The organism is Streptomyces sp. NPDC020681 (assembly GCF_044334895.1).
GTDB lineage: Bacteria > Actinomycetota > Actinomycetes > Streptomycetales > Streptomycetaceae > Streptomyces.
This window is the reverse complement of record NZ_JBIRTX010000023.1, coordinates 68,392-95,375: the sequence shown is the minus strand read 5'-3', so window position 1 is coordinate 95,375 and position 26,984 is coordinate 68,392. Positions and strand designations below refer to the sequence as shown.

Sequence of the window (26,984 nt, the reverse complement as noted above, 5' to 3'; positions counted from 1 at the left end):
CCGGCTGTCGTTATGCGGGACGGGCGGAGGTCTCGTACAAGCAGCGGTTCCGGTGTTGGGGGTTGGCAGGCGATGGTGGTGCAGCAGCACAGGCGCAGGGGCGGGGCTTTTGCCGTCGCGGCCGCCGTACTGGGTGTGGTGGCGACCAGCGGCTGCTCCGGCGGCCCCGGCGCGGCCGCCGACGACCGGCCGGGCGGCGGGCAGGTGGACGAGGTGCTCAGAGCCGCGGACGCGCTGGTCACGAGCGGCAGCGCCCGGGCGCGTACGTCGATGGAGACGGCCACCGGCGGGACCCGGGTCACGATCAGGGGCGAGGGGGGCTATGACTTCCGGCGCCGCATGGGGCAGCTCACCGTCGTCCTGCCGAAGGACCCCGCGGGCGAGGACGAGCACCGCCCGGTGACCGAACTGCTCACGCCCGGATCCCTGTACATGAAGAACCGCGGCGCGGGCGTGCCCGCGGACAAGTGGGTACGCATCGACACCACGACCCTCGCGGACGGGAACCTGGTCACCGGCGGGGCCACCGATCCGCTCGCCGCGGCCGAACTGCTGCGCAGTGCCCGGGATGTGATCTATGTCGGGGATGAGCGGCTCGCCGGCGAGAAGGTCCGCCACTACCGCGGGAACGCGGACATCGCGCAGGCCGCGCTGGTCGCCGAGCCGCATGCCCGGGCTTCGCTGGCGGCCGCGGCGAAAGGGTTCGCCAAGGACAGCGTGCCGTTCGACGCGTATCTCGACGAGCAGGGCAGGCTGCGCAAGGTGCGCCACCGCTTCAGTTTCACCAATGAGAACGGTACGGTCGCCGTCACTTCGACGACTCTGCTGTACGACTTCGGCACGCCGGTGACCGTGCGTCTCCCCGACCAACGGGACATCTACGCCGGGAGAATCAGGGCCTAGGAGCCCGGCAAGATCCGAAAGACACCCCCCGAAATGGTCCGGACGTGCCATGCGCGGTGCGTGCATCACTCCCTACGCTAGGAAGTCGACACCGGCAGGAAGAGGTGAATGCGCGTGGCTCCGCCCAGTACGACGACCGTCCAGGACCACGTGGCCCTCGCCGAGATCGAGCTGTGTGGCGAGTTGATCATCGCGGCGTCGGCCGCTGACGAGGACCGGCTCAGCCCGGACCGTATCGACGAGGTGCTGCGAGTGGCGGCCGAGCGCTTCGAGCGGTCGGACAGTCAGGCGTAAGGGAAGGGCCTGACGGGGTCAGGTCCGCAGCAGACGGGCGATCGCCTTCGTCGCCTCCTCGACCTTCGCGTCGATCTCCTCACCGCCCTTGACGGCGGCATCGGCGACGCAGTGCCGCAGATGTTCCTCGAGCAGCTGGAGCGCGAAGGACTGCAGGGCCTTGGTGGACGCGGAGACCTGGGTGAGTATGTCGATGCAGTAGACGTCCTCGTCGACCATCCGCTGCAGTCCGCGGATCTGGCCCTCGATCCGGCGCAGCCGCTTGAGGTGTTCGTCCTTCTGCTTGTGATAGCCGTGCACACCGCGGTCGTGGTCCGTAACCGGTGCGTCCGTAATCGGTGCGTCGGTGACCGAAGTGTCCGTAACCGCAGGGTCCCCGACCGGAGGGCCGGCCGCCTCGGTGGTCGTCATCGCGTCCTCCCGTTGTCCGAAAAGGGGCTACATACCCCTCGTGGGTATATGGTAACGAATCGTGTCCGAAAGGGGGCCGGGGCCTTGTGTTGATCACCGTCCTCGATGGGCGACACTGAGGAACGCCGGTTCGCCGTGGCCGGATGAATGCGCCTAGCATCAGCCTGACCGAATCCAGAGCAGACCGAGGACCCAGCGTGCGATTTCGTCTGACCCCCAGGGAGACGAGCTTCTACGACATGTTTGCCGCATCCGCGGACAACATCGTGACGGGCTCCAAGCTCCTGATGGAACTGCTCGGGGCGGATGCTTCCGGCCGGGCCGAGATCGCGGAGCGGATGCGGGCAGCGGAACACGCGGGCGACGACGCCACACATGCGATCTTCCACCAGCTGAACTCCTCCTTCATCACGCCGTTCGACCGCGAGGACATCTACAAACTCGCTTCGTCGCTCGACGACATCATGGACTTCATGGAGGAGGCCGTCGACCTGGTCGTGCTGTACCAGGTCGAGGAGCTGCCGAAGGGCGTCGAGCAGCAGATCGAGGTGCTGGCCAGGGCCGCCGAGCTGACCGCGGAGGCCATGCCGCATCTGCGGACCATGGACAACCTCACCGAGTACTGGATCGAGGTCAACCGCCTCGAGAACCAGGCCGACCAGATCCACCGCAAGCTTCTTGCGACGCTCTTCAACGGCAAGTACGACGCCATTGAAGTACTCAAGCTCAAGCAGATCGTGGATGTGCTGGAAGAGGCGGCCGACGCCTTCGAGCATGTGGCGAACACCGTGGAGACCATCGCGGTCAAGGAGTCCTGAACTTCGTGGACACCTTTGCCCTGATCGTGACCATTGGCGTCGCGCTCGGATTCACCTACACCAATGGCTTCCACGACTCCGCGAACGCGATCGCGACCTCCGTCTCCACCCGTGCGCTGACGCCGCGGGCGGCGCTGGCGATGGCGGCGGTGATGAACCTCGCAGGCGCGTTCCTCGGACAGGGCGTGGCCAAGACGGTGAGCGAGGGGATCATCGAGACGCCGCAGGGCAGCAAGGGGATGGGCATCCTCTTCGCCGCGCTGCTCGGCGCGATCGTCTGGAACCTCGTCACCTGGTACTTCGGACTTCCGTCCTCCTCCTCCCACGCCCTGTTCGGCGGCATGGTCGGCGCCGCGCTCGCGGGCGGCACGGAGGTGATCTGGTCGGGAGTGCTCGACAAGATCGTCATCCCGATGTTCGTCTCGCCGATCGTCGGCCTGCTCGTCGGCTATCTGGTGATGGTCGCGATCCTGTGGATGTTCCGGAAGGCCAACCCGAGCAAGGCCAAGCGCGGGTTCCGGATAGCCCAGACCGTCTCGGCGGCGGGCATGGCGCTCGGTCACGGTCTGCAGGACGCGCAGAAGACCATGGGCATCGTGGTGATGGCGCTGGTCATCGCCGATGTGGAGGACCAGGGCGACGCGATCCCGGTCTGGGTCAAGATCGCCTGCGCGCTGATGCTCTCGCTCGGTACGTACGCGGGCGGCTGGCGCATCATGCGGACGCTCGGCCGCAAGATCATCGAGCTGGATCCGCCGCAGGGGTTCGCGGCGGAGACGACGGGGGCGTCGATCATGTTCGGCTCGGCGTTCCTGTTCCAGGCGCCGATCTCGACGACGCATGTGATCACCTCGGCGATCATGGGCGCGGGGGCGACGAAGCGGGTCAACGCGGTGCGCTGGGGGGTCGCGAAGAACATCGTCCTCGGATGGTTCATCACCATGCCGGCCGCCGGTCTGGTGGCGGCGCTGAGCTATGGAGTCGTGTACCTGGTCTTCGGCTGACCGGCCCGGACCCGGTGCCCGTGGAAATGGGTGGGCCCGCCCCTCTGAAGAGAGGGGCGGGCCCTTCGCCTTGCGGTGGCACCGCCATGCAGCACCGCAGGACGGCTATGGGGCCGGGCGGCCGGCTCGACCGAACCGGCCCGGGCTCAGCCGAAGCGGCCCGAGATGTAGTCCTCGGTCGCCTGGACGGACGGGTTGGCGAAGATGCGCTCCGTCTCGTCTATCTCGATCAGCTTGCCGGGCTGGCCGACCGCCGCGAGGTTGAAGAACGCCGTGCGGTCCGAGACGCGCGCCGCCTGCTGCATGTTGTGCGTCACGATGACGATCGTGAAGCGTTCCTTCAGCTCACCGATCAGGTCCTCGATCGCCAGCGTCGAGATCGGGTCCAGCGCGGAGCACGGCTCGTCCATCAGCAGCACATCCGGCTCGACCGCGATCGCGCGGGCGATGCACAGACGCTGCTGCTGACCGCCGGAGAGGCCGGAACCGGGCTTGTTCAGCCGGTCCTTGACCTCGTTCCAGAGGTTCGCGTTCTTCAGCGACTTCTCGACGATCTCCGCCAGCTGCTTCTTGTTGTACGAGCCGTTGAGCTTCAGACCGGCCGCGACATTGTCGAAGATCGACATCGTCGGGAACGGGTTCGGACGCTGGAAGACCATGCCGACCGTGCGTCGCACGGCCACCGGGTCAACACTCGATCCGTACAGGTTCTCGTCGTCCAGCAGCACCTTGCCCTCGACGCGGCCACCGGGGGTGACCTCGTGCATCCGGTTCAGAGTGCGGAGGAAGGTGGATTTGCCGCAGCCGGACGGGCCGATGAAGGCCGTCACGGAGCGGGGCTCCACGGTCATCGAGATGTCCTCGATCGCCTTGTGGGAGCCGTAGAAGGCGCTGAGCCCGCTGACGTCAATTCGCTTGGCCATATCAATTCACTTCCAGAAGGCCTTAGCGGCCGGTCTTCGGGGCCTTCCAGCGGGCGATGCCGCGGGCCACCAGGTTGAGGATCATGACGAAGGCGATCAGCACCAGCGCGGCCGCCCATGCGCGGTCGTACGAGGCCTCACTGCCCACCTTGTACTGCTCCCAGACGTAGTAGGGAAGCGAGGACTGGGCGCCTTCGAAGGGGTTGGTGTTGATCAGCTGGCTGCCGAAGACAAGCAGGATGATCGGCGCGGTCTCTCCGGCGATACGCGCGATGGCGAGCATCACACCGGTGGTGATGCCACCGAGCGCGGTCGGGACGACCACCTTCATGATTGTGCGGTACTTCGGCACACCGAGGGCGAGCGATGCCTCGCGCAGCTCGTTCGGGACGAGCTTGAGCATCTCCTCGGTGGAGCGGACCACGACGGGAATCATCAGGATCGTCAGGGCCAGCGCGCCCATCAGGCCGGACGGCTGGATGTCGGCCATCAGCATGATCGAGAGGATGAACAGGCCCGCGACGATCGACGGGATGCCCGTCATGACGTCGACGAAGAAGGTGACGGCCTTGGCCAGTGTGCCTCTGCCGTACTCAACCAGGTAGATCGCGGTCAGCAGGCCGATCGGCACCGAGAGCAGCGTGGCGATGCCGACCTGCTCCAGCGTGCCGATGATGGCGTGGTAGACACCGCCGCCGGCTTCGAAGCCGGGGACGCCGGCCATGGAGTGCGTGAGGAAGTACCCGTCGAGCGCCTTCACACCACGGCTGACGGTCACCCAGATCAGCGAGAACAGCGGGATGACGGCGAGGACGAAGCAGACCCAGACGACGCTGGTCGCCAGCCGGTCCTTGGCCTGCCGCTGGTTCTCGACCACCGAGGTCACGATGTACGAGATGACCACGAAGAACAGGGCCGAGATCAGCCCCCACTGCACACGGCTCTCCCAGCCTGCCGCGAGGCTGAGGCCGACGCCGAGAGCGATCGCGACGACGGCGAAGCCGAGCGGGGCCAAGCGTGGGAGCGAACGGGCGCTGAGCGGGCCGTTGCTGACCGGAGGCGTCGGGACGGGCCGGTCCTTGAGTGCTGTCTGGCTCATGCGTTGGCCCCCGAGTACTCCTTGCGGCGAGCGATGATCAGCCGGGCCGCACCGTTGACCAGCAGGGTGAGGATGAAGAGCACGAGACCGGAGGCGATCAGGGCGTCGCGCCCGAGCTCATTGGCCTCGTCGAACTTCGCGGCGATGTTCTGGGCGAACGTGCCGCCGCCCGGATTGAGCAGATGGAGGGAGATCAGGAAGCTCGGCGACAGGACCGTGGCGACGGCCATCGTCTCGCCGAGCGCGCGGCCCAGGCCCAGCATCGAGGCGGAGATCACGCCCGAGCGGCCGAAGGGGAGGACCGACATGCGGATGACTTCCCAGCGGGTCGCGCCGAGCGCGAGTGCCGCCTCTTCGTTCATCCGCGGGACCTGGAGGAAGACCTCGCGGCTGACGCTGGTCACGATCGGCAGAATCATGATCGCCAGCAGGATGCCCACCGTGAACAGCGAGCGGGCGACGCCGATCTCGGTCTTCTCGAAGACGTACGTCCAGCCGAAGAACTCGTCCAGCCAGAGGTTCAGGCCGTTCAGGTACGGGACGAGGAAGAGCGCGCCCCAGATGCCGTAGATGATCGACGGCACGGCGGCCAGCAGGTCGACCACGTAGGCGATGGGGGCGGCGAGCCGGCGCGGCGCGTAGTGCGAGATGAACAGCGCGATGCCGACGGCGATCGGCACGGCGATCAGCATCGCGATGATCGAGCTGACCACGGTGCCGAAGAGGAGGACCGCGATGCCGAACATCGGCGGGTCGCCCGCCGGGTTCCAGTCGAAGTAGGTGAGGAAGTTCGCCTCGTCCTTCGAGAGGGCGATCACGGAGCGGTAGGTCAGGAACGCGGCGATCGACGCCATGATCACCAGCAGCAGAATGCCCGAGCCGCGGGACAGGCCGATGAAGACCTTGTCGCCCGCGCGCCCGGTGGACGTCGCTTTCCTGGTGGACGGCGGAGCCGGCGCTGGAGGAGGTGAATCTATGGGTGTGGTGGAAGCCATGGTCTTTCCGGTCTGTGGTGGGGGAGCGAGAAGCGCCCCTGGCGGCGGTGCACCGGATGTGGCCGGCCGGCGGGGGCTTCAGGGCCCCCGCCGGCCGGTTCTGTCGTTACTTCAGACCCGCGACGGTCTCGCGGACCTTGGCGTTGATCTCAGCCGGGATCGGCGCGTAGCCGGCCTCGGAGAGGACCTTCTGGCCCTCGTCGCTGGCGGTGTAGGTCAGGAAGGACTTGACCGCGGGCAGCGACTCGGCCTTGTTGCCGGTGTCGCAGACGATCTCGTACGTCACCAGGACGATCGGGTAGGCGCCGTCGGCCTTGGTGGTGTAGTCCAGGCCCAGGGCCAGGTCCTTGCCGGTGCCCTTGACCTTGGCGGCGGCGATCGCCTTGGAGGCGTTCTCGGACGTGGCCTCGACCGGGGCGGCAGCGCCCGTCGAGATGCTCACGGTCGGGATGGACTGCGAGGTCGCGTAGGAGAGCTCGAAGTAACCGATCGAGCCGGCGACCTGCTTGACCTGCGCGGCGACACCGGAGGAACCGGACGCGGCCTGGCCACCCGGGGCCGGCCACTTCTTCTCGGCCTCGTAGGGCCACTCGGCCTTGGCGGTGGCGCCGAGGTACTTGCCGAGGTTCTGCGTGGTGCCGGAGTCCTCGGAGCGGTGGAAGGCCTGGATCGCCGTGTCGGGCAGCGTGGCGCCCTTGTTCAGCGCGGCGATCGCCGGGTCGTTCCACTTCTTGATGTCGCCCTTGAAGATCTTGGCGATGGTCGGAGCGTCCAGCACCAGCTTCTCGACGCCGGGGACGTTGTAACCGATCGCGATCGGGCCGCCGACCATGGGCAGGTTGATGCCCGAGCCGCCCTTGCAGATCTTCTTGGAGTCCTCGACCTCTTCGGGCTTGAGCGCCGAGTCGGAACCGGCGAAGCCGACGGTGCCCTGGTTGAAGGCGACGATGCCCTCACCGGAGGAGGACGACTTGTAGTTGACCTCCACGCCCGTGCACGCGGCCATGTAGTTCTTGACCCAGAGGTCCATCGCGTTCTTCTGCGCGCTGGAGCCGGAGGCCAGCAGCTTGCCCTTGGCGTCGTCGCACTTGATGTTCGACGCGGCCTTGGTGCTGTCGCCGGTGCCGCCGGTGCTGCCCGCGTTGTCGTCCGAACCACACGCCGTGAGGACCAGGGCGCCGGTCACGGCCAGGGCGCCGAGCGCGGTGGCGCGAAGCCCGTTCTTGCGCTGAAGCTTCACTTTCGGGTGTTCCTTCCAGGAGCCGCCGTGACGCTGACTGAATGTCGTAGACGTTCGTTGGCGGCGTGTGTCGGGGGTGGGGGGGAGCCGGCCCTTTGCCGTCACCCTGCAAGCCCGAAATTAGGCAGATCAGGTGAAGCGACCCGAGGGTGCGAGTGAACGGAAGGTGAACCGTGTCGGGCAGCTAGGTGCCGTGTGTCGCATGCGGCCCGAGACGGGCTTCTCAGGCCGAGTGCAGGGCTGCCACCAGGGCGTCGACGAGTGGGCGATCTCTCGGCTGGGTGAGCCGGATGCGCGCTGCGGCAGGCGTGAGCCACAGGATGCGGTCCACCTCCTCGCTCGGGGCGAAGGACCCCGTCGTCGCCTCGGCCGCCCAGTAGCTGACCTGCTTGGGACGTCCATTGGCAACGTAACGCGCGGTCGGCAGCCGGGCACCAGGAACACACCCGTACCCGGTCTCCTCCAGCACCTCGCGCACCGCGCCGGCGAGCGGGTCCTCGCCGCGTTTCAGCTTCCCCTTCGGGTGCGACCAGTCGTCGTACTTCGGACGGTGTACGAGACAGATCTCCACGCCCTCGGCCCCGTACGGCGAGCGGCGCCACAGCACGCATCCCGCGGCAAGGACGGTGTCGTCCTGCATCAGAAACCCACCTTCGGGAGCTCGCTTTCCACCGGTCTCAGATACTCACCTTCACCGTGGCCCGCTGCCACACCTGCTGGAAGGCGAACCGGGCCGCCTCGACCTCGTGCCGCTGGTCGGCGTGCAGCACACCGAGCGCGTATGCCGTGGCCGGTGCGATACGCGGCGTACGGGCCGCGGCCGCTGCCGCGGCTGCCGCCTCAGCGGCGTCCCGGTGCCGGTCCAGGACCAGGCCCGCGTGGCACAGCAGCGAGTCGGCGTCCGTGTGCAGCACCTCCTGGGCGTACCGGTGCAGCCGCAGCAGCTGGCGCACCTGGTGCCAGGGCGCGTCCTGTGCCTCGCCTGCCGATGCGGTGGCGAGGCCGTGGACCAGCGCCTCCGCGTTGTACGGGTGCGCGGCCCGGCTCAGCGGCAGCGCGGCCACGGCCTCCAGCATCCGCCGTTCGGCGAGCTCTGCGGGCAGGGACAGCGCCTCGGCGGCCGGCGCCCCGGCCAGTGGGCCGAGCGGCAGCTCCGAGGCGAGTACGGCGACGGCGTCGGCGACCGCGTGGAAGCGGGACGAGCCGAGCGCCTGGAGCGCCGCGGAGTGGGCGCGCGTCCTGGCCAGCGTGAGCTGCCGCTCCAGCAGCGCCCCGGCCCGGGCGGCGCCCACGGTCAGGCCGCCGCCGGCGGGACGCGGAGGGGCAGTGGCCTGGTCGGTCCCGGCGGGCGCGGCGGTCCCGGCGTCGGCGGGGTGGAGCTCGCCGCGCGCGGGCGGCAGCGGAGCCGCCCCGGACAGCCGCGACAGCGCGTCGAGGAGCTGGTTCAGCCGCGACGTGCAGGCGTGCTCCTGCGCCAACGTGGCCGACAGCCAGGCCAGTTCGGTGCGCAGATCGTCCGCCCAGGACGGGTCGAGCAGCGGCCGGAACGTGTGCAGCGTGCCGCTGATGCGCCGGGCGGCCATGCGCAGCGAGAGGGCGGCCTCCGCCACGCTCGCCGTGTCCGAGCCGCTCTCGCTGTACATCCGAAGACTGCGCAGGAAGTCGCCCGCCTGCGCGTTGAGATACCGGGCGAGGACGTCGCCCGCCGTTGCCTGGACCGGAGAACCGGGTGGACCGGGCGGGGCGGTGGCAGCGTCCTGCCGGGAAAGATCAGGGCTGTGCACGCCGGCGCCTCCGGGCGTCTATGAGCATCTCCTGTACGTTCCGCAGCGGCAGGCCCTCCGAGTCCGTGGAATGCCGGGTCCAGGCGCCGTCCGGGCCCAGGTGCCAGGAGGACGTGGTGTCGGACATGCCCATCTCGAGGAGCCGGGTGAGTGCCGCGCGGTGGGCCGGGTCGGTGACCCGGACCAGAGCCTCGATACGGCGGTCGAGGTTGCGGTGCATCATGTCGGCGCTGCCGAACCACACCTCGGGCTCTCCGCCGTTGCCGAAGGAGAAGATCCGCGAGTGCTCGAGGAAGCGGCCGAGGACGGAGCGCACCCGGATGTTCTCCGAGAGACCGGTCACTCCGGGCCGGATCGCGCAGATGCCGCGCACCCAGATGTCCACCGGGACTCCGGCCTGCGACGCCCGGTAGCAGGCGTCGATGACCGCCTCGTCCACCAGGGAGTTGACCTTGAGGCGGACATAGGCGGGGCGTCCGGCGCGGTGGTGCGCCACTTCCTTGTTGATGCGCGAAATGAGGCCGTCGCGCAGGGACTTGGGCGCAACCAGCAGCCGGCGGTAGGTCTCGCGGCGGGAGTATCCGGACAGCCTGTTGAACAGGTCGGAGAGGTCCGCGCCGACCTGCGGGTCCGCCGTCAGCAGGCCCAAGTCCTCATACAGCCTGGCCGTCTTCGGGTGGTAGTTGCCGGTGCCGACGTGGGAGTAGCGGCGCAGTGTCTCGCCCTCCTGGCGGACCACCAGCGACAGCTTGCAGTGCGTCTTGAGGCCGACCAGGCCGTAGACGACATGGCAGCCGGACTCCTCCAGCTTGCGCGCCCACTTGATGTTGGCCTGCTCGTCGAAGCGGGCCTTGATCTCGACGAGCACCAGGACCTGCTTGCCCGACTCGGCGGCGTCTATCAGCGCGTCCACGATCGGCGAGTCACCGGAGGTGCGGTACAGCGTCTGCTTGATCGCGAGCACGTCCGGGTCGCCCGCGGCCTGCTCCAGGAAGGCCTGCACGGAAGTGGAGAACGAGTCGTACGGGTGGTGCAGCAGGACGTCCCGCTCGCGCAGCGCCATGAAGATGTCGGGCGCGGACGCGGACTCGACCTCGGCGAGGTCACGGTGCGTGCCGGCGACGAACTTCGGGTACTTCAGCTCCGGCCGGTCCAGCTTCACGATGCCGAACAGGCCGGTCAGGTCCAGCGGCCCGGGCAGCGGATAGACCTCGGCGTCGGAGATCTTCAGCTCGCGGACCAGCAGGTCCAGGACGTACGGGTCGATGGACTCCTCGACCTCGAGGCGCACCGGCGGGCCGAAGCGGCGCCGCATGAGCTCCTTCTCCAGCGCCTGGAGGAGGTTCTCGGCGTCGTCCTCCTCGACCTCCAGGTCCTCGTTCCTGGTCACGCGGAACATGTGGTGCGCCAGCACCTCCATGCCCGGGAACAGCTCCTCCAGATGCGCCGCTATGACGTCCTCCAGCGGGACGTAGCGCTGCGGCGAGGCCTCCAGGAAGCGGGAGAGCAGCGGCGGGACCTTCACGCGGGCGAAGTGGCGGTGGCCGCTGACCGGATTGCGCACCACGACCGCGAGGTTCAGCGAGAGCCCGGAGATGTACGGGAAGGGGTGTGCCGGGTCCACGGCCAGCGGGGTCAGCACCGGGAAGATCTGCTGCCGGAAGAGCGTGAACAGGCGCGCCTGTTCCTTCTCGGTCAGATCGGGCCAGCGGATGAGGTGGATGCCGTCCTCCGCGAGCGCCGGTGCGACGTCCTGCTGGTAGCAGGCGGCGTGCCGCGCCATGATCTCGCGCGACCGGTTCCAGATCAGGTCGAGCACTTCGCGGGGCTGGAGACCTGATGCGGAGCGGGTGGCGACGCCGGTGGCGATACGGCGCTTCAGTCCGGCGACCCGGACCATGAAGAACTCGTCGAGGTTGGAGGCGAAGATCGCGAGGAAGTTGGCCCGCTCGAGGAGCGGGGTCGCGGGGTCTTCGGCGAGCTCCAGAACCCGCTCGTTGAACGCGAGCCAGCTGCGCTCGCGGTCCAGGAAGCGGCCCGCGGGCAGCTCGGTGCTGGTTCCGTCGCCCTCCTCCTCGTACGCATCGAGATCGGCGTCGAGGTCGGGCTCCAGGTCGGACACCGTGGCCGCGACGGTGTGCGGCCGGTGCGCGGCTATGGAGCCGACGGACGGCTGGGGGTGCTGGACCGGTACCTCGGCGGGCTGCTGACTCATGGACCCATTCTTCCGCGTGTTGGGGCGAACAGGCGCGTCGGAGAGTGCCGGGGTGGGTGGAAATTTCCCGTTTGGCGAAGCGGGCACAGCGGGCTGCATTGGGTGAGGGTCGCAAGAGCGTCTGAATGCCCGGTAACGACGACATGACGTGACGGATAGCGGGACGCGTCTCCCGGGGGCCCATGGCCCGGAGGTCCCGTACGTCAGGCGCCAGTCAGGATGGTGGCGCCGCGCCCAAGGGTGCAAGGGGCGTGGGATTACGATCCGGGCTCCGTCAGGGACCTCGGGCCCAAGGCCGCGACGGGCCGGCGGGCTCGCGGCCGGAGCCGTCCCGCCGATGCCGCGAAAGCCGTGGTCAGGACTCCGTGCGGTACATCAGGTCCACCTCGTGCGTGCGGAAGCCGAGGCGATCGTAGACCGTCAGGGCCGCCGGGTTGTCGGCGTCCACGTAGAGCATGGCCGTCGGGACTCCCTGGGCCGCCAGGTGGCGCAGGCCGACGGCCGTGAGCGCCTTGCCGAGGCCGCCGCCCTGGGCGTCCGGGCGGATGCCGACGACGTAGACCTCGCCCAGCTGCTCCTCGGCGTGGATCTTCGTCCAGTGGAAGCCGATCATCTCGCCGGCCCGCTCGGCCAGGAAGAAGCCCTTCGGGTCGAACCACGGCTCGGCCTTGCGGTCGTCGAGGTCGCGCTGGGTGATCGCACCCTGCTCCGGGTGATGGGCGAAGGCCGCCGCGTTCACCGCGAGCCAGGCATCGTCGTCCTGGCCGGGTACGAAGGTGCGCACCGTCACTCCGGCCGGGAAGACCGGCTCCGGGATGTCCAGCGGGCTCAGCGGCCGGCGGAGCTGGCGCAGCTCGCGGAAGAGGGTGAGGCCGAGGACCTGGGCCAGATGCCGCGCCGCGGACTTCCCGCCGTGCGCCCACATCCGCAGCCGCTTGCCGGAAAGACCGAGCAGCGCGCTGCCGAGCGCCCGGCCGTGGCCGCGCCCGCGGTGGCCGGGGTGGACGACGAGTTCCGCTGCCGGGGCCTCGATCGGGTCGGTGTCCTCCAGCTGTGCGTAGCCGACCAGCTCGCCCTCGACGGTGAGCAGCAGATGCCGTACGCCTTCCCGCGGGCCACCGCGCAGCTGGAGCCGGCCCTGTTCGGAGACGGCCTGCATCCCGTCGGAGCGGGCGGCCACGGCAAGCATGTCGAGCACGGCTTTCGCCTGCTCGGACGTGAGCTCGTCATAGGTGCTGATCTGCCGCCCGGGCTCGGGAATCACCGCGTCAGTCGTCATGGGGAGAGCGTACGGCGGGGGGCGGGACGCGAGGGATGCGCGCGGGGCGGCAATTGTCCAAAGCACCGCCAAAGGGTCGCCGGAGCGGCGCCGGAGGGACGCGGGAGAACCGCTTGGCAACCAGGTCGTAACCCTTACCCCCTGTCGCGCTACGCGCGTTGACTCTAGGATCCCGCTGGCACCCTGTAGACCACGCTGAACTGACAAGGGGACAGATGTCAGCGACACCGCACAAGAACCGCCGCCGCATACTCGCCGCGGTCGCTGGACTGACCACCGTCGGCGCACTGGTCGCCGCGATGCCCGCAGGGGCCCAGGAGCCCGCGGCCCACGGCCACGGCGGCGGCTACGGCCGCACGGTGGACGTACAGCTGCTGTCCTTCAACGACCTGCACGGAAACCTGGAGCCGCCCGCCGGCTCGGCCGGGCGCGTCACGCACACCAACGAGGACGGCACCACCAAGACCATCGACGCGGGCGGCGTCGAGTACCTCGCCACGCATCTGCGCGAGGCCCGCAAGGACAGCCGCTACTCGGTGACCGCCGCGGCCGGCGACATGATCGGCGCCTCGCCGCTGCTGTCGGGGCTCTTCCACGACGAGCCGACCATCGAGACGCTGAACAAGCTGAAGCTCGATGTGACCTCCGTCGGCAACCACGAGTTCGACGAAGGCGCCAAGGAACTCGCCCGGATGCAGAAGGGCGGCTGTCACCCGACCGACGGCTGCTACGAGGAGGGCAAGGAGTTCAAGGGCGCCGACTTCCCGTACCTCGCGGCGAACGTGACCGAGGAGAAGACCGGGAAGCCGCTGCTCGACCCGTACTTCGTCTGGAAGAAGAACGGCGTCAAGATCGGCTTCATCGGTGTGACCCTGGAGGGCACTCCGAACATCGTCAGCGCCGAGGGCATCAAGGGCCTGAAGTTCGGCGACGAGGTCGAGACGATCAACAAGTACGCCAAGATCCTTGAGCGCAAGGGCGTCAAGTCGATCGTCGCGCTGATCCACGAAGGCGGCGCCCCGGCCTCGCCCTCGTACAACTACAACTGCGACAGCCCCGGCCCCGGCGACGGTGTCTCCGGGCCGATCGCCGACATCGCCAAGAAGATCAGCCCGCAGGTCGACGCGCTGGTCACCGGCCACACGCACCAGGCGTACGCGTGCACCATCCCGGACCCGTCCGGCAAGCCGCGCACGGTCACGTCGGCGGCCTCGTTCGGCAAGCTGTACACCGACACGACGCTCACCTACGACCGTCGTACGAACGACATCGTGCGCACCGCCGTCGCCTCCGCGAACCATGTCGTCACCCGTGACGTGCCGAAGGCCGACGACATGACCAAGCTGATCGCGCGCTGGAACACGCTGGCCGCGCCGGTCGCCTCCCGTCCCGTCGGCTATATCTCCGCCGACATCGACAACCCCTTCGACGCCCCCGAGAAGCCGCTGGGCAACCTGATCGCGGACGCGCAGCTGGAAGGCACCGCGGCGGCGGACAAGGGCGGGGCGCAGCTGGCCATCATGAACCCGGGCGGCATCCGCGCGGCCCTGGTGCACAAGGCGACCGGCAGCGAGGGCGACGGCGTCGTGACGTACGGCGAGGCCTTCACCGTGCAGCCGTTCACCAACATGATGAACGTCGTCGACCTGACCGGCGCACAGCTGATCACCACGCTCAAGCAGCAGGTCAGCGGCGCGAACCAGGCCACTCCGAAGATCCTCCAGGTGTCGAAGGGCTTCACCTACACCCTGGATCTGACGAAGACCGGCGCCGACCGGATCGTGGAGAGCTCGGTCCAGCTGAACGGCGAGGCGATCGACCCGGCGAAGACCTACCGGGTCGCGATGAACGAGTTCCTGGCGGGCGGCGGCGACGGCTTCGCCGTGCTGAAGGAGCACACGAACAAGCTCGTCGGCGCCTCCGACCTGGATCTGCTGAACGCCTATATGGCCGCGCACTCCAGCGCGAGCGCCCCGCTCGCGCCGCCGGCCACCGGCCGCATCACGGTCGTCAAATAACGGCACACGAGCGGTAGTTGGGGCGGCGGGCCAGAAATGGCCCGCCGCCCTTCCGTGTGCGCCCCTTGTTCGTCCCGAGGTCTCCCAATGTCATGACCACGTCTGCCATCATCCCGGTTGCCGACCGCGGTCCACCCCCACGGACGCGGAGGTCGACGAAGGAGACGTCACATGCCCCTGAGCAGACGTGGTTTCCTGGCGGGCGCGGCCATCGCGTCCGCCGCCGCGGTCATCGGCGGCACCAGCGCCGCTGCCGCCGCGCCGCGCAGCGCACTCGGCACCCAGGACTGGCTGGCGGGCTTCGGCGACGCCACCGCACTCCAGCGCCTGACGATCCCCGGCACGCACGACTCCGGCGCCCGCTTCGGCGGACTCTGGGCCGAGTGCCAGAACACCACCATCGCCGACCAGTTGAACAGCGGCATCCGCTTCCTCGACATACGCTGCCGGGTCACCGGAGGCTCCTTCGCCATCCACCACGGAGCGGCCTTCCAGAACATCATGTTCGGCGACGTCCTGGTCTTCTGCCGCAACTTCCTGAACGCGCACCCCTCCGAGACCGTCCTCATGCGCGTCAAGCAGGAGTACTCCTCGGACAGTGACGCCACCTTCCGCGCCATCTTCGACGACTACCTCGACAACCGGGGCTGGCGCTCGCTGTTCCACATCGGCGACGGGCTTCCCTCGCTCGGCCAGGCCCGCGGCAAGGTCGTCCTCATCGCCGACAACGGCGGACTGCCCGGCGTCAAATGGTGGGACGGCGGCGTCTTCGACCTCCAGGACGACTGGAACGCCCTGCCGAACGCCAAGTACCCCAAGATCGAGGCGCACTTCCGCAAGGCCGTCCAGCAGCCCGGCAAGATGTTCATCAACTTCGTGAGCACCTCCGCGTCGCTGCCGCCGCGCTGGAACTCCGACAACCTCAACCCGAGAGTGCACGGCTTCATCGACGGCTCCGAGGCGAGCGGCTGGCGCGGCCTCGGCATCGTCCCGCTCGACTACCCCAACACCCGCGCGGGGCTGGTCGAATCACTGATCCGGCACAACTGAGGCCTTACCGGCCTACAAGTGCGCCGGGGGCGGTTCCGCCGCTCCCGGCAGCCGGATCACCGCACACGTGCCGCCGCCAGACGCCGGCTTCAGCTCGATCTCGCCACCCGACTGCTGCACCGTGCGTGCCACGATCGACAGACCGAGCCCCGACCCGGGCAGCGCACGCGCCGACGGCGAACGCCAGAACCGCTCGAAGACATGCGGCAGCTCATCGGCCGGGATGCCTGGGCCGTGGTCCCGTACGGTCAGCTCTCCGCCGCTGAGACGTACCTCGACCGCTCCGCCCGGCGGCGAGAACTTCACCGCGTTGTCCAGGACATTGACCAGCGCACGCTCCAGCGCCGCCGGCTCCGCCCGTACGTACCAGGGCGCGAGCTCCGCCGCGAAGTCCAGCTCAGGGCCGCGCAGCCGGGCCCGCTGCAGAGCGGCCTCCGCGATCTCGTGCAGCGCCACCACCTTCAGCGGCCCGTGGCCCACGGCATCGGGCCGGGAAAGTTCCTGCAAGTCGCCGATCAGCGCGGCCAGTTCGGTCATCTGCGCCTTGACCGAGGTCATCAGCGCCAGCCGGTCGGCGGGCGGGATGGCCCGGCCCGTCTGCTCGCTGCGCGCCAGCAGCTCGATATTCGTCCGCAGCGAGGTCAGCGGCGTACGCAGCTCATGGCCCGCGTCCGCGATCAGCTGCGCCTGCCGCTCGCGGGAGCTCGCGAGAGCGGCGGTCATGGAGTTGAAGGAGCGGGAGAGGCGGGCGATCTCGTCCTCGCCCTCGACGGGGATGCGTACGGTCAGATCCTCGGTACGGGCCACATGCTCGACGGCGCCGGTGAGCCGGTCGACGGGCTTGAGCCCGGCACGCGCGACCCAGAGCCCGGCGGCGCCCGCGCCGAGCACCCCGATGCCGGACACGATGAGCAGCAGGAGGGCCAGGTCGTTGAGGGTGCTTTCGGTCTCCTTGAGCGGGTACCCGATCTGCAAAGCGGTGTCCGCGACGACCCCGCCGCCCGGAGGCAGGGCGATGGCGGCGACGGTCAGCACCCGGACGTCGTTCCCGTCGGCGTCCGTGCCGTTGCGGAACGTCCAGACCGTCGGGTCCGGGTTCCGAGCCACCTCCTGGTCGCTGCTGTCGACCTGGACGGTGCCGAGGGAGATGTCGAAGACGCACGGTTTGTCGTCGGTGGTGCGGACGAGCTGGACGTAGAAGACAGGCTTCGGGCCGCCGTATCCGGCCTGGGCCCGTGGGGCCTGGGGGCAGCTGCGCAGTGTGGCGGTGATGTCGGTGAGCCGCAGCTGAATGCTGGAGCTCGCGGACTGCAGCTTGGAGTCGACCTCGTCGTACAGCTTGCCGCGCACGAGGAACCAGCACGTGGTCGAGACGGCCGCGACCGCGACCGCAACCGCGACCGCCACGAGCAGAGCCAGCCGCGAACGCAGCGGCAGCGCGCGGAACCTTCTGATCACTCCGCGCCACCAGACCGCAGGGCGTAGCCCACGCCCCGCACCGTGTGCACGAGGCGCGGCTCGCCGCCCGCCTCCGTCTTGCGCCGCAGATACATCACATACACATCCAGCGAATTGGAACTGGGCTCGAAGTCGAAGCCCCAGACGGCCTTGAGGATCTGCTCGCGGGTGAGCACCTGGCGCGGATGCGCCAGAAACATCTCCAGCAGCGTGAACTCGGTACGGGTCAGCTCGACCGGCCGGGTGCCGCGGTGGACCTCGCGGGTCGCCAGATCCATCCGCAGATCGGCGAAGGCCAGCACATCGTCGTCGACGGCCGCGCCCGCTGCCGTGGCGTACGAACTGCGCCGCAGCAGCGCACGGATCCGCGCGAACAGTTCGTCCAGCTCGAAGGGCTTGACCAGATAGTCGTCGGCGCCCGCGTCCAGACCCGTCACCCGGTCGCCCACGGTGTCGCGCGCGGTCAGCATCAGGACCGGCACGGTCGACCCGGAGGCCCGGATGCGGCGGGCCGCGGTCAGCCCGTCCATCCGCGGCATCTGGATGTCCAGCACGATCAGATCCGGGCCGTACGCCTCCGCCTTCGCGAGCGCGTCGATGCCGTCGACGGCGACCTCGGTGCCGTACCCCTCGAAGGCCAGAGAGCGTTGCAGCGCCTCACGGACGGCGGGCTCGTCGTCGACGATGAGGATGCGTTCGCCGTCATGGAGGTCACGGGGGGTCGTCATGGCACCAGCCTCGCACGCAGTCAGCTGCCGCCGCCGTCACGCAGATCGCCGAGGTCCGCCTTGACCGTGTCGATGGGGATGGCGAAGCCGAGGCCGACGCTGCCCGCGGTCGAGCCGGTGGCGGAACTGGGCGAGTACATGGCCGAGTTGATGCCGATGATCTCGCCGTTCATGTTGATCAGAGCGCCGCCGGAGTTGCCGGGGTTGAGCGATGCGTCGGTCTGGATGGCCTTGTACGTGGTCTTCGAGTCACCGGTGTCGCCGTTGAACTGCTGCCCGCCGAACTCGAAGGGCCAGCCCTGGCCCGGGTCCTGCTGCTGTTCCTGATCCTGACCTTCGTCCTTCGCGACCGTGACATCACGGTCCAGCGCGGACACGATCCCGCTGGTGACGGTGCCGGTCAGGCCCTCGGGCGAGCCGATCGCGACGACCTCGTCACCGACCTTGACCTTGCTTGAGTCGCCGAGCGTGGCCGCCTGCAGACCGCTCGCGCCCTCCAGCTTGATCAGCGCCAGATCCTTGTCGGGGTCGGTGCCGACGACCTTGGCGGTGTACGTCTTGCCGTTGCTGAGCCGCACCTTCACGGAGTCGGCCCCGGAGACGACATGGTTGTTGGTGACGATCTCACCGTCGGCGGTGATGATCACGCCGGAGCCGGTGGCCTGTCCGGAACTGGTCGCGGCGCTGATCTCGACGATGCTCGGCGACACCGCCTGCGCGACACCGGCGACCGTGCCCTTGCTGCTCTGCGCCACCGTGGTGCCGGTGACGGGGGTACTGCCGCCGCTGCTGTTGTCGCTGGCGAGCTCCTGCACGAGCGCGGAGGTTCCGCCGCCGATCACGGCCGCGATGATGGCGACGGCGGCGATCAGGGCGACGGGCCGCTTGGCCTTGGCCCGCGAGGGAGCCGGCGGCTGCGGCGGCCCGGCCGGGGCCTGCAGGACACCGCCCGGCGGTGCGTACCCGGCCCCGCCGTCGCCCGGCCACACGGTGGCCGGTTCGGCGGGAGGCGGGGACGGGTAACCGGCCGGGTTGTAGTGCTGGTGCTGTGGCTGATCGCGGTAGTAGTCCGTCATGGAAATGACTGTCGGACCGTTGCATGAGAACGGTCTGAGGACCCACTGAGAAGCCGGACAGAACCCTGTATGCCCGATATAAAGACGGTCCGCGGTGCGGGTCCGGAGCCGCCTACTCGCAGCCGCAGGACCGGCGGATCACCAGACCCGACGGGAACTGCTTCACCCGCTCCCGGCGTGAGCCCGACACCCGCAGCCCGTCGTCCAGGACCAGGTCCACCGCCGCACGCGCCATCGCCGGACGGTCCGATGAGATCGTTGTCAGCGGGGGGTCCGTCAGCGCCGCTTCCTTTACGTCGTCGAAGCCCGCCACCGCCAGCTCCCGCGGAACGTCGATCCGCAGCTCCCGCGCCGCCCGCAGCACACCGATCGCCTGGTCGTCCGTCGAGCAGAAGATCGCCGGCGGCCGGTCCGGTCCTCCCAGCAGCTTCAGCGCGACGAGATACGCGTCGTAGCGGTTGTACGGGGCCTGGAACAGCCGGCCCTCGACCGAACGGCCGGACTCCAGCATCGCCCGCCGCCAGCCCTCGACGTGGTCCGCCACCGGGTCGCCGACCTTGGGCGTCGACTCGACGCCGCCGAGACAGGCCACGTACTCGTAGCCGTGCTCCAGGAGATGACGGGTGGCGAGCTGCGCGCCCCCTATGTCGTCGGTGACGACGGCCACGTCGTCGATGGCCTCCGGCCGCTCGTGCAGCAGCACGACCCGGGCGTCCCAGGCCTCGATCTCCTGCGCGGCACGCTCGCTCGGGCCCTGGCTGACCAGGATCAGCCCGGAGACGCGCATGCCGAGGAAGGCCCGCAGATAGTGGACCTCGCGCTCGTCGCGGTAGTCGGAGTTCCCGACGAGCACCATTTTTCCGCGCTCGGCCGCGGCCTGTTCGACCGCGTGCGCCATCTCGGCGAAGAACGGCTGCCGCGCGTCCGGGACGATCATTCCTATGAGGTCCGTGCGCCGAGACGCCATCGCCTGCGCGACCCGGTCGGGCCGGTAGCCCAGCTCCTTGATCGCTGCGAGAACCCGCTCGCGCGTGGCCGGGGCAACCGGCCTCGGTCCGTTGTTGATGACATAGCTGACGACGGCGGTTGAAGTACCCGCCAGTCGCGCCACATCGTCCCGCGTCACCTTGGCCACGCGCGGCAGTCTACGCGGGGTGACCTACCTCTGGGCAGGGCGTACGTCGGCTTCGTGCTCCTCGAGGACATCCTCCGTACGGGTGACCGAAACCGCCGCCTTTGCCTTGGCCTCCTCGGCGGCGCGTTCGACCTTCTCCGGAGCGACGAAGCGGTAGCCCACGTTCCGAACGGTTCCGATGAGCGACTCGTGCTCGGGGCCGAGCTTGGCGCGCAGCCGCCGTACGTGCACGTCCACCGTGCGCGTACCGCCGAAGTAGTCGTAGCCCCAGACCTCCTGGAGCAGCTGGGCCCGGGTGAAGACCCGGCCCGGGTGCTGCGCGAGGTACTTGAGCAGCTCGAACTCCTTGAAGGTCAGGTCCAGGACCCGGCCCTTGAGCTTGGCGCTGTACGTCGCCTCGTCCACGGAGAGATCGCCGTTGCGGATCTCCATGGGGGAGTCGTCGGCGGTGATCTGCTGGCGGCCCATCGCGAGCCGCAGCCGTGCCTCGACCTCGGCGGGGCCCGCCGTGTCCAGCAGTACGTCGTCGATGCCCCAGTCCGCGGTGACGGCCGCGAGGCCGCCCTCCGTCACGACGAGGATCAGCGGACAGCCGGGTCCGGTGGACCGCAGCAGCTGGCACAGCGACCGCACCTGCGGAAGGTCGCGGCGGCCGTCGACAAGGATCACGTCGGCACCAGGGGTGTCGACGAGAGCCGGTCCTTCGGCGGGTGCCACGCGCACGTTGTGCAGCAGCAGTCCGAGGGCGGGGAGCACCTCCGTCGACGGCTGAAGGGCATTGGTCAGGAGCAGCAGTGAACTCATCGCGCCCCACCTGCCTGGGTCGTCCTGCGGTCGTGCTCTGTTCGCTCGCCCATAACGTCGGTTCCTCCTCGGTCCCTGCGAGGACGTTTGCGGCACTGCTCTGTACTGCACTGTGCTGCGCTCTTACTGCGTTTGCGCTGCGTCGTTACCCGGCTCCCGCGCCCTGAGAGCCTTTGTTCACCTGCCTGTAACAACGGCGGTAAAACACAAAAGGACCCGGGGGCTGCGTTGCCCGGATCCTCTGCACAGCAGAATAACCCACATGAGTTCCGAGGCAGAGGGCCCATTTCACACTTCGGACGTTTCTTTGACGGCTGTCGGTCCTCGGCGCGCCATTCTCCGTACCGACGACGGGGTCCGTATCGAGGCGGTTTACGAACCGTGTACGACCGGTGTCTGTGACACCGCGATCGTCGTCGCGCACGGGTTCACGGGGTCGGTGGACCGGCCTTCCGTGCGCCGGGCGGCCGAGGTGTTTTCCCAGCGTGCGGCCGTCGTCACGTTCTCCTTCCGCGGTCACGGAGGCTCCGGCGGACGCTCCACGGTCGGCGACCGAGAGGTGCTGGATCTCGCGGCGGCGGTCGAGTGGGCACGTGGTTTCGGCCACACCCGGGTGGTGACCGTCGGGTTCTCGATGGGCGGCTCCGTCGCACTTCGGCACGCGGCGATGCACAGGGGGCGCAGAGAAGCGCGCACCGACGCGGTGGCCGCCGTCAGTGCTCCTGCCCGCTGGTACTACCGCGGCACGGCACCGATGCGACGCCTGCACTGGATCGTCACCCGCCCCATCGGCCGGCTCGTCGGCCGCTACGGACTGCACACCCGGATCCAGCCAGAAGTGTGGGACCCGGTGCCGCTGTCGCCGGTCGAGTCCGTGCCGCTGATCGCCCCGACACCGCTGCTGATCGTGCACGGCGACCGCGACCCGTACTTCCCGCTCGACCACCCCCGGATGCTGGCGGCCGCCTCAGACGCCGAACTGTGGCTGGAGCCCGGCATGGGCCACGCCGAGAACGCCGCTGACGCCGGACTTCTCGGCCGCCTGGCGGACTGGCTCGTCGAGGAAAGGTCCCGGTAGACCATCATGGATGCCGACGAAAGGAGTGGCGCTATGGCAGCGGGCACGATCCGCTACTGGGCCGCGGCGAAGGCTGCGGCCGGAATCGCGGAGGAACCGTATACGGCCGGGACGCTCGCCGAGGCGCTCGACTCGGTGCGCGAACGGCACCCGGGAGAGCTGACGCGCGTCCTGAAGCGGTGCTCGTTCCTCGTCGACGGTGACCCCGTCGGGACCCGTGGCCATGAGACCGTACGGCTTGCCGAGGGCGGCACGGTCGAGGTGCTTCCGCCGTTCGCAGGAGGGTGAACCGCACAGCATGAGCAACGATCAGCAATATCCCTACGGGCAGCAGCAGCCGTACCAGGAGCCCTATCCCGACGCGTACCAGGACGCCGCCCATCAGGGGCCGTACGCGCAGCGGCCGGCGGACTATCCGCAGCCTCAGCCGGGGGCCCATCCGCAGCAGACGTACCAGGACACCACCCAGACGTGGGAGGGCGAGACCTGGGACACGCAGTACCAGCCGATCGTGCACGCCGCTCAGCCCGGACATCTGCCGCCGCAGTCCGCGCACGGGGCCCATCCGCTGCCGCCTGAGGCTCCGGCGGCAACGCCCGCCCACGAGCCCGAGCCCGTCGCTCCCGCCGACGGCTACAGCCCGCCGACCGTCGGCGGGAACACCCGCATCACCGACGCCCAGCGCGCCCGCGCCGAGGGCCGCTCGCCGATCATCCCGCCCGGCATCCAGCCCGCCGGGCTGACCGCGGCCCTCGGCCTGCTGCTCGCCGCCGGCGCGGCCGTCGGGCCGTACGCACTGCTCGTGCCGCTCGTCCTGCTCCAGGCCGTCACCGCGGCCGGCTGGTTCCGGCTGAACGGCATGTGGCCCGCCCGCCAGGGCATCGCGCTCGCCTTCGCCGGCGGTCTCGCCGCCGACGTCGTCCTGCTCTCGGCCGGCAAGGAGAACGCGCCTGCCGCGATCGTCGGCACGCTGGGTGTGTGGGTGCTGATCACGCTCGTACTGCAGCTCCGCAGCCACGCGGGAGCGGACGAGCGGATGCAGGGACTGATGGCGACCGTCGCATCGGCAGCACTCGCGATCCTGGCGACCGGGCACCTCGCAGCCGCGGACGACGCGGTCGTGGTCGGCGGAGTCGCCGTCGCGGTGGCCGTCGTCGCCCGAGCCCTGCCGCTGCCCGGTCCCGCGTCCGTCGTGGTGTCGCTGCTTGCCGCGGCCGGCGCGGGCATCGCTGCCGGTGGTCTCACCGACCTCGGTGCGGAAGGCGCGCTGCTGGGCCTGGCGGCCGGCGGCTGCGCGCTGATCGGCCTGCGGGTGGCGAGCTACGACTACCCGTCCAGGTTCGTCCACTTCACGGCCGGTGTCGCACTGCCGCTGACGGCGGCGGCGCCCGCGGTGTATCTGATCGGCCGCGCGCTCGCGTAGTTACCCTCCAGGAACCAAAGAGGCCGCCCGAACGTCGATCAGTTCAGTCACGAACCAGGGGTGGGGGACACCGAGCAATGCGCGCACTGCGAATACTGCTGATCATCGCCGTGGTACTCGGTGGCATCTTCGTCGCCGCGGACCGGATCGCGGTGAACATGGCGGAGTCCGAGGCGGCGGACAAGATCAGGAGCAGCCAGGGGCTGCGGACGACGCCCGAGATCTCCATCAAGGGCTTCCCGTTCCTGACGCAGGTCGTGGGCAAGCAGCTGGACGAGGTCGACGTCAGCCTCGCGGGCATCACGGCCACGGCGGGCGGCCGCACGGTCAATGTCACCGAGGTCAAGGCCGAGCTGCTCGACGTGAAGATCAAGAACAACTACTCCTCGGCCGTCGCGGGCCGGGCGGACGGCTCGGCCCAGATCTCCTACGCCGACCTGACGAAGGCCGCCCCCAAGGGCGCCACGGTCAGTTACGCGGGCCCGGCCCGCGCGGCCAAGGGGCAGGTCAAGGTCACGGGACCGCTGACCGAGCTGCTCGATGGGGCGGGCATCGAGGTGCCGGGCGCGCTCAAGGGCATGATCGAGGGCCGCAAGGTCAGCACGTACAGCACGGTCACGCTGAAGGGCGGCAGCACGGTCCAGCTGAAGGCCGAGTCCCTGCCGAAGCTGCCGCTGCCGGGCTTCGACGAGAAGCTGCGCCAGGTCGTCGACTACGACCTGAAGATCGACGGAATGCCGTCGAGCATCACACTGGACAAGCTGGAGGCGACGCAGGACGGCCTCCGCTTCTCGGGCACGGGTACGGACGTCTCGCTCTCGGGCTGACGCCCGGAGGGCCGGCCGGCGGGGAAATGACCTCACCGGCCGCATAGTGAGACGCCCGCGTCCGCTGGGCAGAAGCTTCGGAGCCGCAGGCTCCCGCCGAGGCCGCCCCGGACCGCCGTCAGCCCCTTCTCGTTCCACATAGTGGATGATCGCGTCTCAGCATCCGACACGCCGGTGACAGCTCCGCCGACTCGTCCCTACGATCGGACCCATGAAGCGACAGGCGGATCTCACGAAGCGGCGGGCAGTAGACCTGTGCCGCGTCGCCGCCATGCTCTGTCGCACCTTCTGAGCGGGAGCCCGACCTCCCGTATCCCGCCGGCCCTTCGACCGTTGTCAGGGCCACCCGTGCGGACGTCCGCGCCTGACGCGTATCCGCACCTGCCTTCCTCGCTCAAACCCGCCGCACACTGCCCCGGAGGAGAAACAGCATGAGCCGCAGCGACGTCCTGGTAGACGCCGACTGGGTCGAGGCCCACATCGACGACCCGAAGGTCGCCATCGTCGAGGTCGACGAGGACACCTCGGCGTACGAGAAGAACCACATCAAGAACGCGATCCGGATCGACTGGACCAAGGACCTCCAGGACCCGGTCCGTCGTGACTTCATCGACCAGGAGGGCTTCGAGAAGCTCCTCTCGGCCAAGGGCATCGCGAACGACACGCTCGTCGTCCTCTACGGCGGCAACAACAACTGGTTCGCGTCCTACGCCTACTGGTACTTCAAGCTCTACGGCCACGAGGGCGTCAAGCTCCTCGACGGCGGCCGCAAGAAGTGGGAGCTCGACTCGCGCGACCTGGTCGACGGCGCGCAGGTGCCCGAGCGGCCGGCCACCGACTACAAGGCGAAGGCCCAGGACACCTCGATCCGCGCCTTCCGTGACGATGTCGTCGCCGCGATCGGCAGCCAGAACCTGGTCGACGTCCGCTCGCCCGACGAGTTCAGCGGCAAGCTCCTCGCCCCGGCCCACCTCCCGCAGGAGCAGTCGCAGCGCCCCGGCCACGTGCCGAGCGCGCGCAACATCCCGTGGTCGAAGAACGCCAACGACGACGGCACCTTCAAGTCGGACGACGAGCTCAAGGAGCTCTACGCCGACGAGCAGGTCGACCTCGCGACGGACACCATCGCGTACTGCCGTATCGGCGAGCGCTCGGCGCTGACCTGGTTCGTGCTGCACGAGCTGCTCGGTGTCGAGAACGTCAAGAACTACGACGGCTCGTGGACCGAGTACGGCTCCCTCGTCGGCGTGCCGATCGAGCTCGGCGCCAACAAGTAACCCTCAAGGCCTCAAGGACGGAATCGAAATATGTGTGGAGCGAAGGCCGGCGGCCCCGACGCCTCGACGATCAAGCCCGGTGAGACCACCATCCAGGGCCACGTGACCCGCGACGGCGAGCCCGTCACCGGTTATGTGCGTCTGCTGGACTCGACCGGCGAATTCACCGCGGAGGTCCCGACCTCGGCGACCGGACAGTTCCGTTTCTACGCGGCCGAGGGCACGTGGACGGTGCGCGCACTGGTCCCGGGCGGCACGGCGGACCGCACGGTCGTGGCGCAGACGGGCGGCCTCGCGGAGGTCGCGATCGCGGTCTGACGGCAGTCGGCGGTGCCATAGCCGCACCGCGCGAACACCGCACGAAAGACCGGCCGAAGGGCCGCACCCCAGGGGGTTGGACGCCTTACTGGATATGGGTGCGGCCCTTCGGTCGTACGCTGCCGGACCCGGTCGTACGCTGGAAGCATGTACGCGCGGCGTCGGCACGCCTACTTCCTGCTCATGGGCGGATGTCTCGTTCTCTTCGTCTCCGCCTGGGCTTTCGTACGGCTCTGGTCCATTCCCGTGGCCGTCGGCATGTGCTTCGTCGCCATGGTCATCCCGCCGCTCGCGGCGATGGTCGCGAACCGGCGCGGGCCCGACGACCGCTGGTGGGACGACCCGTCGGGCGACCCGAAGTCCGACGAGTGGTGGGACGAGCTCGACGGCAAACGACGTCACGAGTAGCAGGCGTCGACAGTCGTCAGCAGCCGTCAGTAGACGAGCGCCTGGACGTCGTCCGCCATCGCCTCGCTCACAAAGACCTGCGCGCCCGCGATCCGTACGCCGTCGAGCACATCCTTCTCCGTGATGTCCCGCCGTACCGCGCACTGCGTGCAGAGCGTGATCTGCCCGGCCGCCTGGATCGACTCGATCAGATCCGGCAGCGGCGCGGCATGCGGCAGTTCGAACTCCGCCGCGCGTCCCGGCAGCGCGAACCACGCGGACTCGCCGGTCAGCCAGAGCGAGACCTCCACGCCACTGGCGACGGCGACGGCCGCCACGGTGAAGGCCTGCGAGCAGCGCTCGGGTGCGTCGGATCCGGCGGTCACCTTGATCACGAGCTTCTTTGCCATATGCCGAACTGTAATGCGCGGTCCTACAAC

29 protein-coding genes are annotated in these 26,984 nt (G+C 69.2%); 14 read left to right on the top strand and 15 right to left on the bottom strand.

Annotation, left to right across the window (positions count from 1 at the left end):
• Positions 1–72 precede the first annotated feature (72 nt).
• Positions 73–903 (top strand): hypothetical protein, encoded by an 831-nt coding sequence (locus ACH4YL_RS35150; protein WP_398511579.1) that lies wholly within the window; start codon positions 73–75, stop codon positions 901–903.
• 108 nt (positions 904–1,011) lie between these two features.
• A complete protein-coding gene (locus ACH4YL_RS35145) occupies positions 1,012–1,197 on the top strand; it encodes a hypothetical protein (protein ID WP_398511578.1) in 186 nt (61 codons plus the stop codon).
• 18 nt (positions 1,198–1,215) lie between these two features.
• On the opposite strand, the gene ACH4YL_RS35140 is transcribed toward ACH4YL_RS35145, so the two are convergent.
• On the bottom strand, positions 1,216–1,608 hold the full coding sequence (locus ACH4YL_RS35140) for a metal-sensitive transcriptional regulator (protein ID WP_398511577.1): 393 nt from the start codon (positions 1,606–1,608) through the stop codon (positions 1,216–1,218).
• 197 nt (positions 1,609–1,805) lie between these two features.
• Here ACH4YL_RS35140 and ACH4YL_RS35135 point away from each other — a divergent pair, with 197 nt between their 5' ends.
• Both ACH4YL_RS35135 and ACH4YL_RS35130 read left to right on the top strand, forming a co-directional pair.
• Positions 1,806–2,426: a DUF47 domain-containing protein gene (locus ACH4YL_RS35135; RefSeq protein WP_307662564.1), complete on the top strand. Its 621-nt coding sequence runs from the start codon at positions 1,806–1,808 to the stop codon at positions 2,424–2,426.
• Between the two features lie 5 nt (positions 2,427–2,431).
• On the top strand, positions 2,432–3,430 hold the full coding sequence (locus ACH4YL_RS35130; protein WP_398511576.1) for an anion permease: 999 nt from the start codon (positions 2,432–2,434) through the stop codon (positions 3,428–3,430).
• A 146-nt stretch (positions 3,431–3,576) separates the two neighbouring features.
• Here ACH4YL_RS35130 and pstB read toward each other — a convergent pair whose 3' ends face one another.
• From pstB to mshD, 8 genes are all read right to left on the bottom strand, one after another.
• The gene (gene pstB / locus ACH4YL_RS35125; protein WP_398511575.1) at positions 3,577–4,353 is read right to left on the bottom strand and encodes a phosphate ABC transporter ATP-binding protein PstB; all 777 of its coding nucleotides are present in this window, start codon (positions 4,351–4,353) and stop codon (positions 3,577–3,579) included.
• 22 nt (positions 4,354–4,375) lie between these two features.
• On the bottom strand, positions 4,376–5,452 hold the full coding sequence (gene pstA, locus ACH4YL_RS35120; protein ID WP_398511574.1) for a phosphate ABC transporter permease PstA: 1,077 nt from the start codon (positions 5,450–5,452) through the stop codon (positions 4,376–4,378).
• Positions 5,449–6,447 carry a phosphate ABC transporter permease subunit PstC gene (pstC, locus tag ACH4YL_RS35115; RefSeq protein WP_398511573.1) on the bottom strand — a complete coding sequence of 333 codons (999 nt, stop codon included), beginning with the start codon at positions 6,445–6,447 and terminating at the stop codon, positions 5,449–5,451. The genes pstA and pstC overlap by 4 nt, the downstream gene beginning before the upstream one ends.
• A gap of 106 nt (positions 6,448–6,553) precedes the next feature.
• Positions 6,554–7,687, bottom strand: a complete 1,134-nt coding sequence (gene pstS / locus ACH4YL_RS35110; protein ID WP_398511572.1) for a phosphate ABC transporter substrate-binding protein PstS — start codon at positions 7,685–7,687, stop codon at positions 6,554–6,556.
• A 223-nt stretch (positions 7,688–7,910) separates the two neighbouring features.
• A complete protein-coding gene (locus ACH4YL_RS35105; RefSeq protein ID WP_398511571.1) occupies positions 7,911–8,327 on the bottom strand; it encodes an NUDIX hydrolase in 417 nt (138 codons plus the stop codon).
• Between the two features lie 37 nt (positions 8,328–8,364).
• Entirely contained in the window at positions 8,365–9,471 is a 1,107-nt protein-coding gene (locus tag ACH4YL_RS35100) for a CHAD domain-containing protein (RefSeq protein WP_398511570.1), read from the bottom strand.
• The gene (locus ACH4YL_RS35095; RefSeq protein WP_398511569.1) at positions 9,458–11,686 is read right to left on the bottom strand and encodes an RNA degradosome polyphosphate kinase; all 2,229 of its coding nucleotides are present in this window, start codon (positions 11,684–11,686) and stop codon (positions 9,458–9,460) included. The genes ACH4YL_RS35100 and ACH4YL_RS35095 overlap by 14 nt, the downstream gene beginning before the upstream one ends.
• Before the next feature lie 355 nt (positions 11,687–12,041).
• Positions 12,042–12,965, bottom strand: coding sequence for a mycothiol synthase (mshD, locus tag ACH4YL_RS35090; RefSeq protein WP_398511568.1), 924 nt, complete (start codon positions 12,963–12,965; stop codon positions 12,042–12,044).
• A 215-nt stretch (positions 12,966–13,180) separates the two neighbouring features.
• On the opposite strand from mshD, the gene ACH4YL_RS35085 reads away from it, so the two are divergent.
• Both ACH4YL_RS35085 and ACH4YL_RS35080 read left to right on the top strand, forming a co-directional pair.
• Positions 13,181–14,983, top strand: coding sequence for a bifunctional metallophosphatase/5'-nucleotidase (locus ACH4YL_RS35085; protein ID WP_398511567.1), 1,803 nt, complete (start codon positions 13,181–13,183; stop codon positions 14,981–14,983).
• 171 nt (positions 14,984–15,154) lie between these two features.
• A complete protein-coding gene (locus ACH4YL_RS35080; RefSeq protein ID WP_398511566.1) occupies positions 15,155–16,033 on the top strand; it encodes a phosphatidylinositol-specific phospholipase C in 879 nt (292 codons plus the stop codon).
• A 12-nt stretch (positions 16,034–16,045) separates the two neighbouring features.
• On the opposite strand, the gene ACH4YL_RS35075 is transcribed toward ACH4YL_RS35080, so the two are convergent.
• The 5 genes from ACH4YL_RS35075 to ACH4YL_RS35055 form a co-directional block, all read right to left on the bottom strand.
• The gene (locus ACH4YL_RS35075; protein ID WP_398511565.1) at positions 16,046–17,491 is read right to left on the bottom strand and encodes a sensor histidine kinase; all 1,446 of its coding nucleotides are present in this window, start codon (positions 17,489–17,491) and stop codon (positions 16,046–16,048) included.
• Entirely contained in the window at positions 17,488–18,219 is a 732-nt protein-coding gene (locus tag ACH4YL_RS35070) for a response regulator transcription factor (protein ID WP_398511564.1), read from the bottom strand. The genes ACH4YL_RS35075 and ACH4YL_RS35070 overlap by 4 nt, the downstream gene beginning before the upstream one ends.
• A 20-nt stretch (positions 18,220–18,239) precedes the next feature.
• Positions 18,240–19,295, bottom strand: a complete 1,056-nt coding sequence (locus tag ACH4YL_RS35065) for a S1C family serine protease (protein WP_398511563.1) — start codon at positions 19,293–19,295, stop codon at positions 18,240–18,242.
• A 112-nt stretch (positions 19,296–19,407) separates the two neighbouring features.
• Positions 19,408–20,430 carry a LacI family DNA-binding transcriptional regulator gene (locus ACH4YL_RS35060; RefSeq protein WP_398511562.1) on the bottom strand — a complete coding sequence of 341 codons (1,023 nt, stop codon included), beginning with the start codon at positions 20,428–20,430 and terminating at the stop codon, positions 19,408–19,410.
• 24 nt (positions 20,431–20,454) lie between these two features.
• Positions 20,455–21,234 carry a response regulator transcription factor gene (locus ACH4YL_RS35055; protein WP_398511561.1) on the bottom strand — a complete coding sequence of 260 codons (780 nt, stop codon included), beginning with the start codon at positions 21,232–21,234 and terminating at the stop codon, positions 20,455–20,457.
• 262 nt (positions 21,235–21,496) lie between these two features.
• On the opposite strand from ACH4YL_RS35055, the gene ACH4YL_RS35050 reads away from it, so the two are divergent.
• The 8 genes from ACH4YL_RS35050 (at position 21,497) to ACH4YL_RS35015 (ending at position 26,565) form a co-directional block, all read left to right on the top strand.
• Positions 21,497–22,312, top strand: a complete 816-nt coding sequence (locus ACH4YL_RS35050) for an alpha/beta hydrolase family protein (protein ID WP_398511560.1) — start codon at positions 21,497–21,499, stop codon at positions 22,310–22,312.
• Between the two features lie 33 nt (positions 22,313–22,345).
• Positions 22,346–22,600 (top strand): MoaD/ThiS family protein, encoded by a 255-nt coding sequence (locus tag ACH4YL_RS35045; protein ID WP_398511559.1) that lies wholly within the window; start codon positions 22,346–22,348, stop codon positions 22,598–22,600.
• A 10-nt stretch (positions 22,601–22,610) separates the two neighbouring features.
• Entirely contained in the window at positions 22,611–23,735 is a 1,125-nt protein-coding gene (locus ACH4YL_RS35040) for a hypothetical protein (protein ID WP_398511558.1), read from the top strand.
• 77 nt (positions 23,736–23,812) lie between these two features.
• Positions 23,813–24,562, top strand: coding sequence for a DUF2993 domain-containing protein (locus ACH4YL_RS35035; RefSeq protein ID WP_398511557.1), 750 nt, complete (start codon positions 23,813–23,815; stop codon positions 24,560–24,562).
• A gap of 211 nt (positions 24,563–24,773) precedes the next feature.
• Positions 24,774–24,854, top strand: coding sequence for a putative leader peptide (locus ACH4YL_RS35030; RefSeq protein ID WP_350310325.1), 81 nt, complete (start codon positions 24,774–24,776; stop codon positions 24,852–24,854).
• 139 nt (positions 24,855–24,993) lie between these two features.
• Positions 24,994–25,839, top strand: a complete 846-nt coding sequence (locus tag ACH4YL_RS35025; RefSeq protein WP_398511556.1) for a sulfurtransferase — start codon at positions 24,994–24,996, stop codon at positions 25,837–25,839.
• Positions 25,840–25,869: 30 nt separating this feature from the next.
• The gene (locus ACH4YL_RS35020) at positions 25,870–26,157 is read left to right on the top strand and encodes a DUF1416 domain-containing protein (RefSeq protein WP_329300438.1); all 288 of its coding nucleotides are present in this window, start codon (positions 25,870–25,872) and stop codon (positions 26,155–26,157) included.
• Between the two features lie 147 nt (positions 26,158–26,304).
• On the top strand, positions 26,305–26,565 hold the full coding sequence (locus tag ACH4YL_RS35015) for a DUF3099 domain-containing protein (protein ID WP_398511555.1): 261 nt from the start codon (positions 26,305–26,307) through the stop codon (positions 26,563–26,565).
• 26 nt (positions 26,566–26,591) lie between these two features.
• Here ACH4YL_RS35015 and ACH4YL_RS35010 read toward each other — a convergent pair whose 3' ends face one another.
• Positions 26,592–26,954, bottom strand: coding sequence for a DsrE family protein (locus ACH4YL_RS35010; protein WP_398511554.1), 363 nt, complete (start codon positions 26,952–26,954; stop codon positions 26,592–26,594).
• Positions 26,955–26,984 lie beyond the last annotated feature (30 nt).